General features: G+C 25.9%; 17 protein-coding genes. 2 read left to right on the forward strand and 15 right to left on the reverse strand.

Annotated elements, in window-relative coordinates:
* Positions 1-33: 33 nt before the first annotated feature.
* From IC175_RS05135 to trxA, 13 genes are all read right to left on the reverse strand, one after another.
* Entirely contained in the window at positions 34-711 is a 678-nt protein-coding gene (locus IC175_RS05135; protein ID WP_227481994.1) for an epoxyqueuosine reductase, read from the reverse strand.
* A gap of 67 nt (positions 712-778) precedes the next feature.
* A complete protein-coding gene (locus IC175_RS05140; protein WP_227835178.1) occupies positions 779-1525 on the reverse strand; it encodes a DUF2087 domain-containing protein in 747 nt (248 codons plus the stop codon).
* A gap of 367 nt (positions 1526-1892) precedes the next feature.
* Positions 1893-2363, reverse strand: a complete 471-nt coding sequence (locus tag IC175_RS05145; RefSeq protein ID WP_227481992.1) for a PTS glucose transporter subunit IIA — start codon at positions 2361-2363, stop codon at positions 1893-1895.
* A gap of 23 nt (positions 2364-2386) precedes the next feature.
* Positions 2387-2986: a KpsF/GutQ family sugar-phosphate isomerase gene (locus IC175_RS05150; RefSeq protein WP_227481991.1), complete on the reverse strand. Its 600-nt coding sequence runs from the start codon at positions 2984-2986 to the stop codon at positions 2387-2389.
* A gap of 19 nt (positions 2987-3005) precedes the next feature.
* Entirely contained in the window at positions 3006-4187 is a 1182-nt protein-coding gene (locus IC175_RS05155; protein WP_227835177.1) for a MalY/PatB family protein, read from the reverse strand.
* Positions 4180-5757 (reverse strand): PTS transporter subunit EIIC, encoded by a 1578-nt coding sequence (locus tag IC175_RS05160; RefSeq protein ID WP_227830917.1) that lies wholly within the window; start codon positions 5755-5757, stop codon positions 4180-4182. Before IC175_RS05160 ends, IC175_RS05155 begins: the two co-directional genes overlap by 8 nt.
* Before the next feature lie 434 nt (positions 5758-6191).
* Entirely contained in the window at positions 6192-7028 is an 837-nt protein-coding gene (locus IC175_RS05165) for a PRD domain-containing protein (RefSeq protein WP_227851209.1), read from the reverse strand.
* A 791-nt stretch (positions 7029-7819) separates the two neighbouring features.
* Entirely contained in the window at positions 7820-8506 is a 687-nt protein-coding gene (locus tag IC175_RS05170; RefSeq protein WP_227845997.1) for an ATP-binding cassette domain-containing protein, read from the reverse strand.
* Between the two features lie 10 nt (positions 8507-8516).
* On the reverse strand, positions 8517-9890 hold the full coding sequence (locus IC175_RS05175; RefSeq protein WP_227851210.1) for an FtsX-like permease family protein: 1374 nt from the start codon (positions 9888-9890) through the stop codon (positions 8517-8519).
* A gap of 57 nt (positions 9891-9947) precedes the next feature.
* A complete protein-coding gene (locus tag IC175_RS05180; RefSeq protein ID WP_227835174.1) occupies positions 9948-11012 on the reverse strand; it encodes a sensor histidine kinase in 1065 nt (354 codons plus the stop codon).
* Positions 11000-11671 carry a response regulator transcription factor gene (locus IC175_RS05185; RefSeq protein ID WP_227433896.1) on the reverse strand — a complete coding sequence of 224 codons (672 nt, stop codon included), beginning with the start codon at positions 11669-11671 and terminating at the stop codon, positions 11000-11002. Before IC175_RS05185 ends, IC175_RS05180 begins: the two co-directional genes overlap by 13 nt.
* 772 nt (positions 11672-12443) lie before the next feature.
* Positions 12444-12569 (reverse strand): hypothetical protein, encoded by a 126-nt coding sequence (locus IC175_RS19380; RefSeq protein ID WP_255606358.1) that lies wholly within the window; start codon positions 12567-12569, stop codon positions 12444-12446.
* A 129-nt stretch (positions 12570-12698) separates the two neighbouring features.
* Positions 12699-13016, reverse strand: a complete 318-nt coding sequence (trxA, locus tag IC175_RS05190) for a thioredoxin (RefSeq protein WP_227433895.1) — start codon at positions 13014-13016, stop codon at positions 12699-12701.
* A 369-nt stretch (positions 13017-13385) separates the two neighbouring features.
* Between trxA and IC175_RS05195 the strand changes: the two genes are divergently transcribed.
* Both IC175_RS05195 and IC175_RS05200 read left to right on the forward strand, forming a co-directional pair.
* The gene (locus IC175_RS05195) at positions 13386-14132 is read left to right on the forward strand and encodes a TrmB family transcriptional regulator (RefSeq protein WP_227481983.1); all 747 of its coding nucleotides are present in this window, start codon (positions 13386-13388) and stop codon (positions 14130-14132) included.
* The gene (locus IC175_RS05200; RefSeq protein WP_227851211.1) at positions 14125-15006 is read left to right on the forward strand and encodes a PhzF family phenazine biosynthesis protein; all 882 of its coding nucleotides are present in this window, start codon (positions 14125-14127) and stop codon (positions 15004-15006) included. The genes IC175_RS05195 and IC175_RS05200 overlap by 8 nt, the downstream gene beginning before the upstream one ends.
* Before the next feature lie 204 nt (positions 15007-15210).
* On the opposite strand, the gene IC175_RS05205 is transcribed toward IC175_RS05200, so the two are convergent.
* Together IC175_RS05205 and IC175_RS05210 are read right to left on the reverse strand one after the other, a co-directional pair.
* Positions 15211-16566 carry a peptide MFS transporter gene (locus tag IC175_RS05205; protein ID WP_227433892.1) on the reverse strand — a complete coding sequence of 452 codons (1356 nt, stop codon included), beginning with the start codon at positions 16564-16566 and terminating at the stop codon, positions 15211-15213.
* A 2405-nt stretch (positions 16567-18971) separates the two neighbouring features.
* Positions 18972-19469: a CarD family transcriptional regulator gene (locus IC175_RS05210; RefSeq protein WP_227433891.1), complete on the reverse strand. Its 498-nt coding sequence runs from the start codon at positions 19467-19469 to the stop codon at positions 18972-18974.
* Between the last annotated feature and the right edge of the window lie 115 nt (positions 19470-19584).

Here is a 19584-nt window from a genome sequence, read left to right on the forward strand (position 1 = left end):
AAATACAATAAAAATATCTATCTCATATCTAGATTATAGTTTTTGATTTGCATATTTCAATGACCATTGGCAATTTACCATACATTTTAAAACACAAAAACATTTAGAAATATCGATTATAGACTCTCTTCCCCCTTGAAAAGTCCAAGCATTTCCATGTATAGCTTTTGCAGGGCATTTTTCTACACAAACACTGCAATCACCACATTTTGAAGCAATCAAAGGATGCTTTTCAACAGAAATTGGTGCATCCGTAAGTACTGTACACATGCTAAAAGCACATCCAAATTCCTCAGTGATAAATAAATTATTTTTCCCCATGAATCCAATACCACTAATATTCGCTATTGTCTTATGTGGTAAAGGGCTAATACCTGATTGCATCTTAGGGTCAATATATCCTCTTTCAATGTATCTGTGTTCTATATTATTTTTTTCTGATTGAGCATAAGCACTATAACCTTTTTTTTGAAGATATTCAGAAATCCAATCAGCTAGTTTTTCCACCTTTTCCTCTTTTTCCAAAAACTCATCTCTGTCTGTAGGTAAATTATTATATATATCTTTAATAAACTTCTTTGATAATCCTATACAAAATAAAATCGCCTTAGAAAAGCCTAGTGTTTGATTCATTGGAAATTCAGATATATCAACAAAACGAATAATGTCTACACCTTCATTGTACAAAATAGATTTCAACTCATCATTCATTTTTAACTCCTTTCACAGCTAATCAAGCAAGAAATAGCTTTATATACTGATAGGTTCTGGCTTTTTATTATGTTAACCAATACTTTGTACATTCTTTATTTCTACTCATAAAACCATATTCAATTAAATATCTTCTAATCGTTGCAAAATCATAATATATAGACTCTAAAATTTGATTAACTTCTTTTTCTGAATATTGCTTTCCTTGGTCAAATTGTTCTAAAATTTTAGATAAAATAACAACTTTTTTCTTTTCTTTTGATGAAAAAGCTTTTAATTTTAGAGGGTTCATACTTTCAAATGATGTTTCTAAAATGTGTTTTCTTTCTTCTTCAGTTACTACATATCTCTCATCTACCATTTTGGCATGTTCGTGGATTGGTATTATAATACTATCTCTATTAGATTTATCTTCAAATACAGATTCATATAAAGCCAAGTATAGCTTAGCTTGTTTTGCTTTTTCTCTAAACATAAATTTTTGATGACGTATTGTAGAAGTAGATACACCAAGCTCTTTTGCAATTTCTTTATCTGATAAATCACTAATAAATAATTTAAATAATTGTTTTTGATTATCTGTTAATGTATTGTACTTTGAATCATTATTGACCAATTGTTCCAAATAGTTACCATGTTTTAATTCTGTATGCAATTCAATAGCTCTTGATGCTTCAAAAAATCTATCACCAACTCTGTATATTTCTCCTACTTCATACGTTTTTCCACAAATAATGCAACTATAACAATTTAAATCTGCATTGAATACATAACCTTTTTTGATATCTTTAATAGAAAGATTTTCAATCTTCATATTATTCACCTCCAGTATATGGTTTATTATTTCAATAAACATATATTACTAAAGTTTATTATTATTGTCAACATTTCTATTTTAAGTTTATGAAGTTCATATATTATACAACGTTTAAATTATAATGTATCTCAAAACAATATATTTAAATCTCTATTTGAACAATTATTATTTATAATTAGCTATTCTTATATACAAAGAGAAGAGTATAAAACTAATTACATAAAAAAGTGTAAAACTAATTACATAAAATAAAAGGAACTACTCAATTTAAAATCAAGTAAGTCCCTTTTTATCTAACATATTTATATTAAATTTACATTGTACAACATAAGTTTATAGACAGTAATCTTTTATTTTATACTTTTTATTTAAACTCAATTACAGTATCTTTTCCACCCTCTACATTATTACCTACATTATATGTATTCATATTGTACTCCGAATGATTAGTTATTGTAACTGGAGTAATAAGTGAGATACCATTTGATTCAATTAATGAACGGTCAATTTTTAACATTGGTGTCCCCTCTTTTACTTGGTCTCCTACACTTACTAATGCTTCAAATCCTTCACCTTTTAAGTTTACAGTATCTAAACCAACATGAATAAGAAGTTCCATTCCATTTTCTAATTCTATAACAAGTGCATGTTTAGTTTCTGCTAAAACTGCCACCTTACCATTATATGGAGCATAAACAATATCACCTGTAGAATCTATAGCTACACCTTCGCCCATAAGTTTTTGAGAAAATACAGCATCTGGTATTTTAGATAACTCTATTACCTTTCCTGATATTGGTGATTTTATTGATTTTTTCTTAAACATTTTAAACATAAAATATACTCTCCTTTTTACTTTTAACCATTATTAGCTGCCTTTAGTTTTTCACCTAAACTTCCTCCTGGATGATATTTATAAAAATCAGCTGAGTCAAAATTACTGTTTTTAGATAATGCACATGCAATAGAATCTCCTAAAACCAAAGTAATCGTAGATGATGTTGTTGGTGCTAAATTTAAGTGGTCAGCTTCACCCTTTGCAGGATATATTAAAGCATAATCGCACTCCTTTGCCAATACTGAATTTCTATTTGAGGTAAAAGCAATTGTTTTAGAACCTATTGCCTTAACATATTTTATACAATTTACAACTTCCATAGAATTACCACTATTTGAGATTAAAATTGTAATATCTCGACTTTCAATCATTCCTAAATCTCCATGTACTGCCTCTGTTGCATGTACAAAAAAACTTGGTGTACCAGTACTTGCAAATGTAGCTGCCAATTTTTTACCTATATGTGCAGATTTACCTACACCCATAAAAATCACTTTACCTTTACAATTTGCAATTTCATTAACTATATTTTCATATTCAATACCTGCTTCATCTATTAAACACTTTATAGCATTCATTTCAGTAGTCATAACATCAACCATTGTTTTTAAATAGTTCATAATCATCTCCCCTTCTATATTAAATATTTTTTGCAATATAATCTATAGTTTTTTTAATTCTATTTAAACCATCTTCAAGTTTTTCTCTTGAACATGCCACATTTAACCTCAAATAAAACTCACTTTCTTCTCCATATACCTTGCCTCCCATAATAGCAACTTCACCAATATCTATTAATAGATTTTGGAATTTTTCACTACTTATTTTAAGTTCCGAGAAATCAATCCAAGCAAAGTAACACCCTTCTGGCATAACCAATTTTAATGGCTTTAAATTATCTTCTATATAGTTAATTGTATATTGAAGATTCTCTTTAATGTATTTCAGTAACTCATCTAGCCAATATTCACAGTCATTATAACAAGTCATTGTTCCCAAAATAGCTAGTATAGCTGGTGAATTTACAAAATCACGATATCTAGTTATATTTTCAAACTTAGTTCTTATCTCTTCATTAGGTATAATTACATATGACCCAGTCAATGCTGGTATATTAAAAGACTTAGATGCTGATGTACAAATAAATATAGACTCCAAATAATTGTCTGCCACATTTAAAACAGGTGTCATTTTACTATCATATACAATATCCATATGTATATCATCTGATATTATTTTTACATTATTTTCCTTACAAATCCTTACCATCTTAATAAGCTCTAATTCACTCCACACCCTACCTGTTGGGTTATGAGGATTGCATAAAATAAATATCTTAGAATCTTTACATTTTTTCTCAAAATCATCAAAATCAATAGAGTAAAATCCATTCTTATTTGTAAGAGGAGATTTTATAATATTGCGATTGTTATTTCCTATTACTTCATAAAAAGCATTGTATGCAGGAGTGTTTAGTAATACTCCATCTCCTTCATCACTAAAAATTTCAATGAGTTTACTAATTGAATACATTACACTTGGACTGTAATATATCCAATTGCTATCAATACTGCAATTAAATCTCTTAGAGTACCAATTTCTGATAGAATCTTTAAAATCATCATGCTTCCATCTGCTATATCCTAATACTCTATGATTTAATCTTTCTTTCAATACTTCTGTTATCTCATTTGGAAATTCCAAATCCATATCTGATATTGTAAAAGGAAGTAATCCTTTTTTTCCAAATCTATCTTCTACATAATCCCATTGGGTACAATATGTACCCAATCGGTTTACTTTTTTATCAAAGTTAATCATTACATTCCTCCAAATGACCTTCCATCGCCTTATCCATTTGCTTTCTTAAAGAATACACTTGAGTACCTATAATTACTTGAATTGTGTGTTCATCTAATTTAACAACTGCTATACCACCAGCTTCTTTAATTGCATCTTCATTTATTAGTGATACATCTTGTAATTTTAAACGTAATCTAGTTACACAATTATCTAATGATAGTATGTTAGATTTCCCTCCTAGCGCTGCTATCATTTGCTGACCTTTGTATGTAGATAGATTTTTAAAATCTGAACCATTTCCTTCAGAAACTTTTATTTCTTTATCTTCACGTCCTGGAGTTTTTATATTAAATTTAAGAATTGCCCATTTAAATACAAAGTAATATATTGCAAAGTATAAAGCTGCTACTAATACTGCTATTGGCCATCCTGTAGCTGTTCCTCTCAAGACTCCAAAACTTATAAATGCTATTAAATCTCCTGTGAATCCCATCAATACACCTAAGTATGGAAGTACCATGTTTGCTAAACCATTCATAAATGTATGGAAAGCAAATAATGCTGGTGAGATAAATAAGAATAAAAACTCTATTGGTTCACTTATTCCACCTATAATAACTGTCAACACTCCTGATATTAAAAGCCCTTTAAGTGCTTTTCTATTTTCTGGTTTTGCTGTACGATATATAGCTAATGCAGCTCCAGCTAAACCATATTGAATCATTAATTTACCTTGCTCCATTTTACCAGCTAAATCAAGAGGTATAATCTGATTATTCTCCACATATGCCATAAACATATTCAATGTTCCAAAGTATGTTTCTCCATCAATAACAGCAGTTCCACCTATTGGTGTAAAACGGAATACAGATGTTACAAGGTGATTTAATCCAAATGGTATTGTAACCCTTTCAGCTACTGCATATGAAAAATATCCTAATGGCCCTGCTGAAGAAATCCATCTTCCTAAACTTTGGAACGCATTGAAAAATGGTGGCCAAACAATAGGTATTAATAATCCCACAATACTCATAACTATTAAACTAACAATTGGAACTAATCTTGGTCCACTATAGAATCCTAGTGATTCTGGTATTTTCAAATTACTAACTTTATCATACATTGCATAAACAATTAAACCTGCTATAATACCACCTAAAACACTTGTGTTATATGTTTGTATACCCATAATCATGGCTTGACCATTAGTTGACATTTGGTCTGCTGCTACTAATAAATCAGCTCTTGTTAAATAAAAATTTGTACCTATATGCATTGCTATAAATCCTACTAAACCTGAAAATGCACCAAACTCTTTTTCTTTTTTTAATAATCCTAATGGAATTGCCATTGCAAATAATGCTCCCAAGTTATTAAATGCAAATAATCCTATTGTTAACATGAAATTTAAAATCATATTAACATATTCATTTCCTAGAAATGGAACCATTGCAATCATCTTAGGATCTGTAAAACCAGCCCCAAGACCTAGCATCATACCAGAAACACTAAGTAATGCTATTGGGAACATAAACGTTTTTCCTAACATTTGGAAGAAATTCCATAGACCTAACTTATTTTTTTTCATATTTTCACCCTCCTATTTTTATATAAAAAACATAATCTAATTTATAGAAAAACCTAAATCAAAAAACTTAATCCAATAACTAAGTTCAATGATTTAGGTTTTGCCTGCTCAACCAGTTACAACCCTAAAAGTCACTGTTTGTATTTAATAAAAAAGCCTAAATCAAAAAACTTAATCTAATAACTAAGTTCAATGATTTAGGTTTTGCCTGCTCAATCAGTTACAATCCTAAAAGCCATTGTGTTTATTTAATAAAAAAACCTAAATCAAAAAACTTAATCTAATAATTAAGTTCAATGATTTAGGTTTTGCCTGCTTAACCAGTTACAATCCTAAAAGTCACTGTCTGTATTCAATAAAAAAGCCTAAATCAAAAAACTTAACTAAAATTAAGTTCAATGACTTAGGTTTTGCCTGCTTTATCAGTTACAATCCTAACAACCACTGTTTGTTATTTTATTTATATGAATCATTAGATATAATTCTTCTTCTTTACTAATTTTATATTCAAATCTGTCTAATACCAATGCTGCAATTTCTTCAGTACATACTTTAGGTTTATTATAGTTTTTATTTACTAGTTTATACATATCTTCAACATCACTATCTTTGTAAGTTTCTTCTCTTAAAATTCTTTGAACGAAAAACTTTAAGTGAGTTATAAGCCTAGAGTAATTCAGTGAGTTTACATCTAATTTAAATCCATGTACTTCTTCTATTATCTGAACAACTTGTTTTGAAAACTCTAGTATATTAATACCTTCATCTTTTTGAGAATTTTCTAATCCATTGATTATATGAATAGCAATATACCCTGCTTCATCTTCAGGCAACTTTATACCTATCTTTTTTTCAATTTCATCAATTGCCCATAATCCAAATTCAAATTCTTCTCTATAAAGTTGTTTTGTTTCATTAAGTATCAGGTTTGGTAATTTTATACCCTGTTTTTCTCTTTGGACAGCGAATTCTATGTGACTAGTTAAAGCCAATATTATTGAATCATTTACTTGAGTATTTAAAACTTCATTAGCTCTTTCTATAATTTCTTCTGAAATTTTAAAATATTCAATTGAGGTTTTATTAAGTATTTGATTGTATTTGTCTTTTTGATTATCTTGAACAAAATATTTCTTAGAAATCAAACTTTCATCTATCAAATCTCCTACTTTTTTCTTGAATCCAACTCCAGCACCAGTTACAATTATTTCTGTGCCATCTTCTAGGGAGCTTACTACTACATTGTTATTAAATACTTTTTTTATATTCACTATAAATCCCCTCTGAAAAAAATGTTTCATCACACTTACATAGTATATTATATTTAATTTAATGTCAATATTTAAAATTTCACTTTCGCATATATTTTGCATTTTCCCCTATAATACTACAATTGCAAAATATTTTAATTGCACACTATATAATTGTCGTTTTTTGTATTTTTTTATTTAAATATATTTAAATATTTATTATATATATTCAATTCTTTAAAGTTATTCAAGATTTTTTATTACACCATATATTTTCCAGTATTTTCAAGTATCTAAATGCGCATTTATTAAGTATTTATTGAAATTTAAATTATATTGTATTATAAGTTTTTTTTTAATAGATATACCTAAAATGAGATTAATATAAAATATTCTTTATATGAAATTTTTATCAAATATTTTTTAAATTATATTTTTATTTTGTATTTATGAATAGATTTCGTATTTTTTCCTAAATTGCTGTAAATACATTAATATTTTAATACCTTATATAATATTTTCCAATTATTTATAATACATTTTTTCATTAATTTTCTCTAATTATAACTTTATCACTTCTAATAATATCTAAGCAATTATAACATTTAACATTTTATGTAAAATTTATAAAAAAATGTATATAATCTAAAATAAGTGACTATACTAAAAATATGATACGGATAACCAATAAGTTCAACCTATCTCCCCCAAAATAGAATGAGCTACAGTTCCCCCCAACTGTAGCTCATTTTCGTGTAATTTAAATATTTTTCATATAATTTCAATCTAAACTGAAACAACTTCTTTAAAGTTTAATCCATATTCTTTTCTTTACTTTTTATAAACATTAATTTTCCATTATTTATTCCCCATATCTCATCCGCAAATAAAGCAACTTCCTCTGAACTTGTTGCTATTATCACACATTTATTATCTTTATGTGCCAAATTGTAAAACACATTTATTAGACTTTCTTCACTTTTATCATCCGTGCTTTCTATAATATCATCACATACTATTAAGTCAGGATTATTAGATAATGACTTAGCAATACACACTTTTTGTTTATCATAATAAGATAAGTTTTCTACTCTATCCAGTACTTTTTCTCTATCAATTCCTACCTTTTGTAGAATTTTACATGCTATTTCCCTCTTATTCTTTTTCTTATTTTCACTAATTCTCATTGGTAAAAACATATTCTCCAAAATAGTTTCATTATTTAATAAGTTATAATCTTTAAATATGACTCCTATATCTTTATTTCTATACATATCCTTATTTATATTTCTTAAATCCTTACCCTTATAAATAATACTTCCATCAGTGTAATCATCAAGACCTGATATTATAGATAACAAAGTACTCTTTCCTGCCTGATGCTTTCCTATAACAACATACATTTTTCCAGTTTCAAATTTGGCACTTACATCTTTTAATACATATTTATTACTTCCCTCATACTTGTAATTAACATCTATCAGTTCTAGTATTACCAATCTACATCACCTAATTTCTATCATAAATTATCTGTATTGGTTTATATACAATTGTACTATATATGGCCACTATGCTAGTTAATAATATCAATATTATCGCTACAATAATTATCTTAAATATCAGATTTGGAATCAATTTATCTCTTAAACTTTTTATTTCTTGTTTGATATCATCACTATTTATATCTATATTTTTATATTCTCTATTATTCAGTAAATCAACATTATGTATTACATTATATTGATTTTGATATTCAAAAACATAATTTGATAGTTTTGAAGCTGATATACTTACAATTCCTCCTCCAAGTATAAGGCATACTAAAGTTATCATAATACTTTCACATATGAAACTCTGAACTATCTTAAATTTAGGCATTCCAGTTAATATTAACACACTAATGTAATACTTTATTTTTTTTATTGATATTATAGAATTTATCATCAATAATATCGAACCTAATATTAATATTCCAAGCGTAACTGTAAAAGCTATATTAGACAAATGTTGCATTGGAGTTATTAATTTACTGTACGCAAACTCATCTATAGTAACTTTATAAATGTCACTTAGACCTTTATCTCTTACCTCTTTCTCAAAATCTTTTCTACTATTAGAGTCTATCAATAAAAACCTAGCATTTGTATAAATTATTGAATTTTCTGATTCAATCTTCTTTTCAAATTCTACTAAAGTATTATACGTAGTTAATATATTATCATATATACTTTCATCTTGAGCTATTTCTATATCGTTAACATTCTTATTATCTTTTTTCTTATATGTTCCTACTATTTTTAAATTCAGTTTTGTATTAGTACTATAATCACTTAATAGAGATATCGTGTCTCCAATTTTCAACTTATTAATATCAATAAATTCTTCGCTTACCATACATTCATTATCTTTTTGAAATAATCGCCCTTTTACCTTTTCCAGATTATAGTGCTTAAGACTTTCATTCTTTTCTGTATATCCCATAATCCCGCAATTTTCAGCCCTCATATCATCATATAATATTTGTCTGTCATCATTAGAATTATATTTTTTATTATCATCAAAGTATGCTGTGATATTTCCAATAAAAGATACTTCTTTTACATATTTTGACTTTGCAAAGTTTAAATAATCATTTACACTCAAGTTACTATATTTTATTAGAGATTCTCCTGAATCACTTTGAACAATCTTTTTAGCATCAAGCTTAATTTGAACTTCTGATTCAAATTTTTTCTCATAATTCGCCTTTATCACATTAACGTTTGAATTTATTATTGAGGAAATTAATATTGCTAAGACCATCAATAATATAACAACTGTACTAAATGAATTACGCAATTTATTTCTAAGTAAGTTTTTGATTGCATTATTTAAAATATACACTTCACATCTCCTCTTACCAATTCAATAGTGTCTTAGAGTTATTATATCTATCTTAATTTATTCTTTATATTCTTTAAATACTAAATAAAAAATTGACCCTTTACCTTCTTCACTTTCTACCCATATAAATCCATTACATAAGTTACATACATGTTTTACTAAACTAAGACCTATACCATATCCATCTTTATTTAATTCATTTATTCTATATCTATCGTAAAATATTTTTTTCATACTCTGTTTGCTCATTCCAATGCCATTATCTCTTACTGATACAATAACACTACCTTTTTGATTTTTCACATTTACACATATATCTTTACCTTCACCATATTTTATTGCATTGTCTAAAAGATTGGATACACCTCTATAAATCCACTTTTCTTTCCCATAGATACTCATATTTTCATCTTCATCAAAATCAAAACTTAAATTAGCATATACTTTAGAATAGTGGTCACATACTTGTGCACATATTAAAGCTATGTCAACTTCATACATATCTTCATTATTTTTTGTATCACTTATTGCAAGTACATCTTCTACATTATTTGCAACTTTATTGAGAGTATTCAATAGTTCTTCATTTCCGCTTAATTCTAAGCTTGTTCTAAGTATTGCTATGGCATTTTTTTGTTCATGAGATAAATATGAATTTAATCTTTTATAATCTTCAATATGAGAATCAAATTTATCTTTTAAATCTTTATATACTTTAGACATAATAGGGTCTATACTCAACACTTCGTCTTCATCTTCTATATTATTTATATTATTTAATATCTCCATTCTTTCTTTAAACTCTAGTCTATTCAATATTGATAAAAGGATAAAGTTAGAGGTTACTGTAAAGGCAAAAAATAACATTATAATTATATTAAAGTTACTATTAAGTACAATATTATAATCAAAACTTAATCTTTTATCTAAAGTCTTATCTTCCATAGTGTTATAAGTATTATCTATATTCGTTCCATAATATGAATTTGAATCATTAGCTATTAATTCTTTACTTGTATTAGATATATTTATAATATATTTCAAACCTACTGTAAAAATTATAAAGACTATAACAGAATATAAAATTAAAACTATAGTTTTTTTATCTTTTAATCCTTGCATATAGAATATCCTATCCCTCTAGTAGTTATTATTATCTCTTTTCCTGCAACTTCTCTTAATTTCTTTTTTAATCTAGCTATATGCACCCTTAATACAGATGATAATGGGTCAAAGTATTCATCATAAACATGTTCTGATATATCTATACTTGATACAATATCTGGATATCTACTTGCAATATATTCTGCTATATCAAATTCTTTAGTTCCTAAGTTTACTTCTTTGTTATACACATACACTTTTCTAGATGATGGACTTATTGTAAGAGGACCTGCCTCTATATTTGAATTTGTCCTACCATAAAATCTTCTTATAACTGCTTGTATCCTAGCTCTCAATTCTATAATTTGAAATGGCTTTACTATATAATCATCAGCTCCCAAATCAAGACCTTTTGCCAATTCATTTACTCCATCTCTTGCTGTTACAATTATTATAGGAGTATTTAGATTATTACTTCTAAAAAATTCTAATATCTCTATTCCATCTCTATCTGGTAAATTTAAATCTAATAATATAGCATCATAGTCATTTATAAATGCTTTCTCTTCTCCATCTAATCCGCAATTTGCTATATCTACTACTAATCCTTCATTTTCCAGCCCTATCTTCATATTATAAGAAAGCTCTTTATTATCTTCTATTATTAATACTCTCATATAATCATCTCCTAAATAAAATATCAACTTAATCATTATATATAATTAATGTTTATTGAATGTTAATTATATTATAATTATTTAATTCTTATATAAAATCTAACCTTATTATTATTCAAATATTCATACTTGTCAAATTTATGCTTAATTAATATTCTATTTAATATCTCTACCAATATAACTATTAACTTGTTCATCATATTTAATAATTCCAAAATATAGATTAATAAGAATTAATTAACAAAATTCTTTACAAGAACATAACCTATATTAAACAAGCTCATAACTAAAACTTAAGTTTATTAAATTTAAAAATACGAAAGAGAATTATTTATATGCTATTAAAAATTTGGCTTTTAAATAAAATTTTTTTATTCCTTTTTAGTAATAGATAAGTAATAGCTAAAAAGACAATTTTATTGCACACTTAAAAAGGGGATGTCTTACAATATTCTTAAATTATAAATGAGATACCCTTTTTTATTTACATATAGACTATTCAACACTTTACAAAAAAAGTGGACTCATCTGATAAAGTCCACTTTTTTCTGTAGTCAAATCTTTATTTTGAAATAACTTCTTTTGGTGTTAGGAGTGTATTAAATAAATAATATCTGTAATTTCTATTTTATTAACTTTAAATACTTCTTTTAATATTGTATAAAACAACAATAAATACTTATAATAATTTCAAATATATGTAAAAATTTATTAACTATATTATAAATATAAACTTATAGTTATAACCACTAGTACTACTATTTACTTTTACTTAATAAGTATCAACAAGTACAGATTTTTTTATTTTCTGTTTATCTAAATGTGAAATTGCACTAGATACAGCAGTTTGACCTTGTCCTGCTGGTCCGCTTCCTATTATTGCAATGTCATATCTCATAATCTCACCTATTTTCTAGTAACCTTTCTTTTTTCTTTTATATAAATATAATATCAATAGCCAATATCACTGACAATTAGGCACTTATTTGTAACTACATAAATAAATCTTATAAATAATTGAAATTAGTTATATATATGATTCAATTTTATTTTTCAAATTATCTTTAGGTATAAACCCTATTAATCTATCTATAGGTTTACCATCTTTGAATATTATTACAGTTGGTACTGTAGAAACTTCAAACTTTTGGGCTAATTCCATACTTTGGTCTATATCTACTTTTAAGAAATTTGCTTTTTCAGACATTTCGTTTCCTAAAGCCTCGTATACTGGTGATAACATTTTACAAGGTCCACACCATGTAGCAAAGAAATCCACCACTACTAATCCTTCTTTGTTATTTACTTCATTTATAAATTCATTGTTATTTATTATTTTTGCCATAATATATATCTCCTTTATTATTTTATTGTTTTCTTGATATTAATATACTACGACTTATGTACTAGTTCAATTAGTCACTTTTTTGTAACCATCTATTTTTAACACTCTTAAGATTATCATCATAATCAAACATTAATTAAACTTATTTATGCAAATTCAATAGTTACTTATGTAGTAATTATAGAAATCTGTAAACTTTATATATATGTTAACTAAATTTGAGCTTCATTTCAAAAATACACTAAAAAACTTTTCTAATTTATAACTTAATTTTTTGCTTTGTATGATTGACAATTATATATATACATTATAAAATAATATTAGTACCTACTAAGGTAGTTATTATACTTTTGTTAAAGGAGTTTATATATGGATACTATAGTTAACGAACTACAAAACATAGGATTTACCAAATATGAATCACAAATCTACATATCATTACTAAAGGAAAACCCTCTAACTGGTTATGAAATAAGTAAATTATCAGGTGTACCACAATCAAAAGTCTACGAAAATATAACAAAATTACTTAACAATAATATAATTATCAATATTGAAACTGATCCTATAAAATATGTACCTATAAACCCTAATGAATTACTAAAAAGTAAAAAAGAAGAATTCAATAATTCTATGGACAAACTAGAAAACAACTTACAGGTATTAAATAAAGGAAAAAGTATAGAATATGTTTTAAACATAAAAAGCTCTAAAAATATATTAAAAAAAGCAATCGAAATGATAAATAACGCCAAACAAGAAATTATAATTTCTTGTTCTCATGAAGAAATTCTTGACCTAAAAGATGAGCTTTTAACTGCTTCTAAAAAAAATGTTAATGTTGAAATACTACTTTTGGAAGATAAAAAGATAGAAGGTCTAAGCAATATTCATATCCATGGAGGTAATGAAACTACACTTAAAAACAAAAAACTTTATAAAGGTATTCTTTTAATTGTAGATGATTCTGAAATATTAACAGGAAATTTATCTGAAGGTAATGAAGCTATTTCAATTTGGACAAAAAATTCTAATATTTTATATATTGGAAATCAATACATACAACATGAAATTTATATTTCACAAAAAATAAAAGGGGGTCTTAAAGATGAATAAAGTTAAAATCAAACAAGTTGATGCATTTACAACAATACCTTTTGGAGGAAATCCTGCTGGTGTAGTCACAGATGCGTCCAATATTTCTGATGAAATCAAACAGAATATAGCAAAGGAAATGAATTTATCAGAAACTGCATTTGTTTCAGAATCTGATGTAGCAGATTTCAAGGTTCAATTTTTCACACCTGACTTAGAAGTTGACTTGTGTGGTCATGCTACAATAGGAACATTCCATGCTCTTTTAGAAGAAAGAAAACTTAATACTAATAAGAATATCTTTTATCAAGAGACAAAAGCTGGTGTACTATCTGTAGAACTTAAGAAAATAGATAATGAAAACATATTTATGATGGAACAAAATCCTCCTAAATTCGAAAATCTAAATAGCTATAAAAAAGAGATTGCACAAATGATAGGTGTAAAAGAAGATAGACTTCTTGAATATCCAATTATGAAAGTAAATACAGGAATTTGGTGGCTTGTTTTTGGATTAAAGTCTCTAGATGATTTAGAAAATATTTCTCCAGACTTAAATAAAATAAAAGAATTTAGTGCTGATAATAATCTAATTGGAATAACTCCATTTTGTATAGAAACTATAGATAAAAATTGTGACTATCATTTAAGATCTATAGCTCCATATGTTGGAGTCACAGAAGACCCTGTATGTGGAACTGGCAATGCTTGTGTATCATCTTATATAGTACAACACAATATTTTAGATAAAACTGACTTTATTGGTGAAGAAGGAAACTTTATAAATAGACCTGGAAAGGTATATGTAAATATATCTAAAGAAAACAATGATATCACTTCTGTAAAAATTGGAGGAAGTGCCTATACTATTTTAAGTGGAGAAATTGTGTATTAATTTTTTATCTGATTTAACAATAAATAAAAATACTAGTCTTAATTGACTAGTATTTTTATTTATATATTTTATTTAATAAACTTATTTCACCATATATCGTGTTAAAAAGTAACACTTTATGATTATTACCAATTAGCTTTATATCAATCTAATACAATATAACCATACTAAATTAATCTCATTAGTATAATAGTTATTTATTGATTAGTTATCTTCCTCAACAAGTTTACTTAATGTCTTGTCAAATAAGAATAATAATATAGCTGCAACAAATAGTATCACTGGAATTATAGTATATACTTTAATCATATCAAATTTAAGAGTAAATGCATATATATATCCATATCCTTGACCAGCTATAAAAGTAGCAAATGTCCAAACTCCCATAAGAACACCTAGAAGTTTTTTAGGAGCATACTTACTTACGAAAGAGTTCCCAAGTGGTGAGAATAACATTTCTCCAAAACTTAGAAGTATACCAAACATAATTATCCATATTATACTAGCTTTAACAGTTTCAGGAGCTCCAACACCTCTTGTAAGCTCTGCTCCAACAAGCATTAAGAATGCAAGACCTAAGAATATTAATCCAAGACCTGTCTTCTTAAATAAACTTATATCACCTTGTGGTCTACTGGCAAGTTTAAACCATAATGCTCCAAGAACTGGTCCTAGTACAATACATACAAGTGCATTTAATGAGTCAAACCAAGCTAAAGGAATGTCAAATCCTCCAATAGTCATGTTTACAAACGCTGCACCATAATCATAAACTGCAAGATAAGTTAGGTACCAGAATAACCAGAAAATTACAGAGAAGAATGAAATAAGTATAATAGCCCAAATTCTCTTCTTATCCATACTTGTAAGAGGAGCATTATCTTTTTCTTCAACTTTCTCAGCTACCACACCTTCTTTAAAAGGTCTTTTTCCTGCATTTCCAAGGAATCTCCATCCATATGTGAACCATATTGCACCAATTACACAAAGAACAGCTGCTATGAAGAAACATTGAGAGAAACCATATACTCCATTTTTCATAAATGTATTGGCATAAAGTATACCTACTGCTGTTGTTCCGATGAAAGAACCTATATTAACAAAAGAATATTGTACTGAGAATGCTGTATCAAGTTCTTCTTGATTATCAAAAAGTTGTCCATTTACTGCTGATACATTTCCTTTAAAGAATGCAGTACCAATTGAAACTAGAATTATCATTGCATTTACCATAGAAGCTGTAGTTGCAATAGAACCAAGATAGTATCCTATCCCCATGATAAGCATACCTATAGGTATAGTATACCTAGCTCCTATCCATCTATCTGATATATATCCTCCAATTATTGGCGCAAGATATGTGAATGCAACAAGGTTAGCTTGCATTATAGCTGCTTGTCCTTTATCTATTCCAAGACCACCTTTAACAATTGCTGTTGTAAGGAATATATAAATTAAAAACTTTGCAGAATAATATGCTGCTCTTTCAAACGAGAAAGTTGTTGCACAGATATAAAATCCTATAGGGAATTTACCCTTTTTATTTACTGTTGTGCTCATAAGTTTAAATCCTTTCTTAATTGTATTTTTATATTTTCTACGTTTTATCCAGACTCTTTCTTTCAATGAAAGATATGGTGATATTGTTTTGTAAAACAATTCGTAATAATTATTAAGATAATTGCGTTTTTATTTGTAGAATCTAGATGTTTTCATGGAATAAAGATTAACATCTTTATTGTCAATAAATTCAAAATAATATAGCTATAAATTTAAATTATATAAATTCATTATTTTCAGGTATATTTATAACCTGTTATCTTTATAAATTGACACCACAAAAAACCAAACTATAAATTATTAGTTCATTAATTATTATTTAGCTTAAATACAATATTGCCATAACACAATGGATAATTTTATATCTAACTTCTAAATTCATCACTCTAGTAATTTTTTCTAATTTAACTACTACTAATTAAATGTGAAACTCTTTACTATATGCAATTCTTATTTTTTTACTTGATAGTATTTTACAAACTAAATTCCTCCTTTTATGGCAAACGGTGTAATCACCTTACTATTGCCTTTTTAAAGGAGTTTTGAATAAAGCAACATGTATTTATACAAATAAATACTGTCTTTATTTTTTTGAAAAATTTCTAAATACTTCATTCAATTACTTGTCAACTTAAATAAATAAACTACTATCTCTTCACAGATTAAATTTATTTCTTGTTAAACATACACATGAATTCTGTGAACCTAAATATAAAAACTGTTGTTTTAAAGTGATTACCTAGATATTCGCTTTGACATTATTAATTGAGGTGATACTATTATAATTTATTAGCCATAAAATACCTCAATTTGAAAACTTTTTCACGAATATTTATTTTTCACCTCCCTTTATTTATTTCACCATGTAAATCGTACCATAAACACATACTTATATGCAACAAAAAAATAAGAAAAAAATCGAATAATCGACAGTAAATAATTAGAATAAATCAAATTATACTTGTCAAGTATATTATATAATTTTTTTGTCTGGAAATATAAGTTAAACTAAGTCTCAAAATAGTTTTTTAGATATGAAATTTTGTTGTTCTATGTATTCATATTATTTATTGGATAAGTTTTTGATATGCAACTTATATTATTTAGACTATACTCCACCAAATAACATTTATTATTTAAGAAATATTATCAATGATAAAATTAAAAAAAAGGATATTCTAATCAATTTTAATTAACTATTTTTAACTTTTAAATGATTGTTATTTTTTTGATTAATTTAATAAATTTCATTAATTTTTAGAATAGTAGAGATACTTCACCTTTAAGATATAACTTTATTTCTTAAACTTATAAATTCTAAATTTACACCTAATCATAATTATTCTAAATACACAATCAATGAAATTGTTAAATAAATACAACAAAAGTAGTAAATACTTTTTTAATAAATTTAAATTCCTTAAAATCCATCATTTTTTATCTGTTAACTTAATATTTACTTAATTAAAATAAAAAAGTTTGATTAAAAACAAACTATAGTAATTATTATATATTACTATTTTAGAAATACTCTAAATTTTGTATATCTATAATTTTTCAAGTTACACTATAAATATACAGCAAATATATCAATTCAAATTATAAAGATATATTTAGTCTTATTTTGTCGATTATATTTATAATGTACTCTTCTAAGCTAGAAGCATTTATCTAATCTATGTTTTCATTTATAAAAAATAATTATTTCTTAAATAAATAGCTAAATTGTAGTATTTATAATAAATATAGCTTATGTTTATATTAGTATAATTCCAAATAATTTAATGTTAATATTTAAAAACATCTTCGTAATATACTTAATTCTAGCAATAATATAAAAATAATAATCTGGATAAATTTAAGTTAAAAGTTTGTTTATATGAAGCTAAAAATAAGATTTTTTACATAGAAATTAAAACTATGTGTAACTTAAATGAGCCTATTTTACTTTAATAAAATATAAATTTTTACGATGTAGGTAAAATTAAATAAGATGACTTCTATTTAATATAGTAGTCACCTTATCAATTAACACTAGAATATATTTTATATTGTCATATATTTTAAATGATAATACTCTTATAATATTATTAATTTTACTTCAGATTTTCAACATGCTTATTAAACTTACCATTCAATCATCCCCTTGATTAAAAAGTATTTTCAATAATAATTTAATTTTTTAAGAATTGTATATTATAAACATCATTTTAACAATTCCTATAATATTATATATTCAATTTTTAGTAAAACAATGCGAATAAATAATATTCTGAAATAATTAAAAATAGCAATAAAATATTCATAAATACTTATTGTAAAATTATATTTAAATATTATTTTCTTTTTCTTTATAGTTTTAACTATGCTATACTTTTTAAGTAGGAGATAATATAAAAAATACTTTATTGCGGTATATGACTTGATATATATGAAGTAACTTCATCAGGAGAAATATTCAAAACAGTTGCAAACTCTTCGTTTAATAATCTTTCTGCTTCTTTCATCATATTATCGTCTGCTTGATGTGATTTTTTACCAAGAGATTTTATATGTTCTTTATTACAGTATATACTTCTTATTAATTTAAGTAACTCTTCACACTTACCACTTCTAAGCATCACTTTAAATTGCTCACTTCTCATTTTTTCATTATCTATCCATGATGTATCCATATTAGGTATATCATTTATTAGCGAAGCCACAGTAACTTCAGAAAGTATCTTTCTCATTGGAACTTTCTTATTATCAACAGGTATTTTTATTATTGTATTATTAGAATAAAGGGGACTTAATACATAATATTCTTTTTGTACACCATTTGTAATTTTTTCGTTTGTTATGTCCAAAACTTTACAAACACCTGTCATTCCGTACATTATATAATCATCAATCTTAAACACAAAACCTCACCATCCTTAACAAAAAATAGTTTTGACAACTGAATTTACATCATCAAAACTATCTACTATATACTAATTGTACCATATTTTGAGAGTTTAAGCTAAGTAAAACTTT

It is taken from the genome of Clostridioides sp. ES-S-0123-01, from assembly GCF_020658415.1.
Classification (GTDB): domain Bacteria; phylum Bacillota; class Clostridia; order Peptostreptococcales; family Peptostreptococcaceae; genus Clostridioides.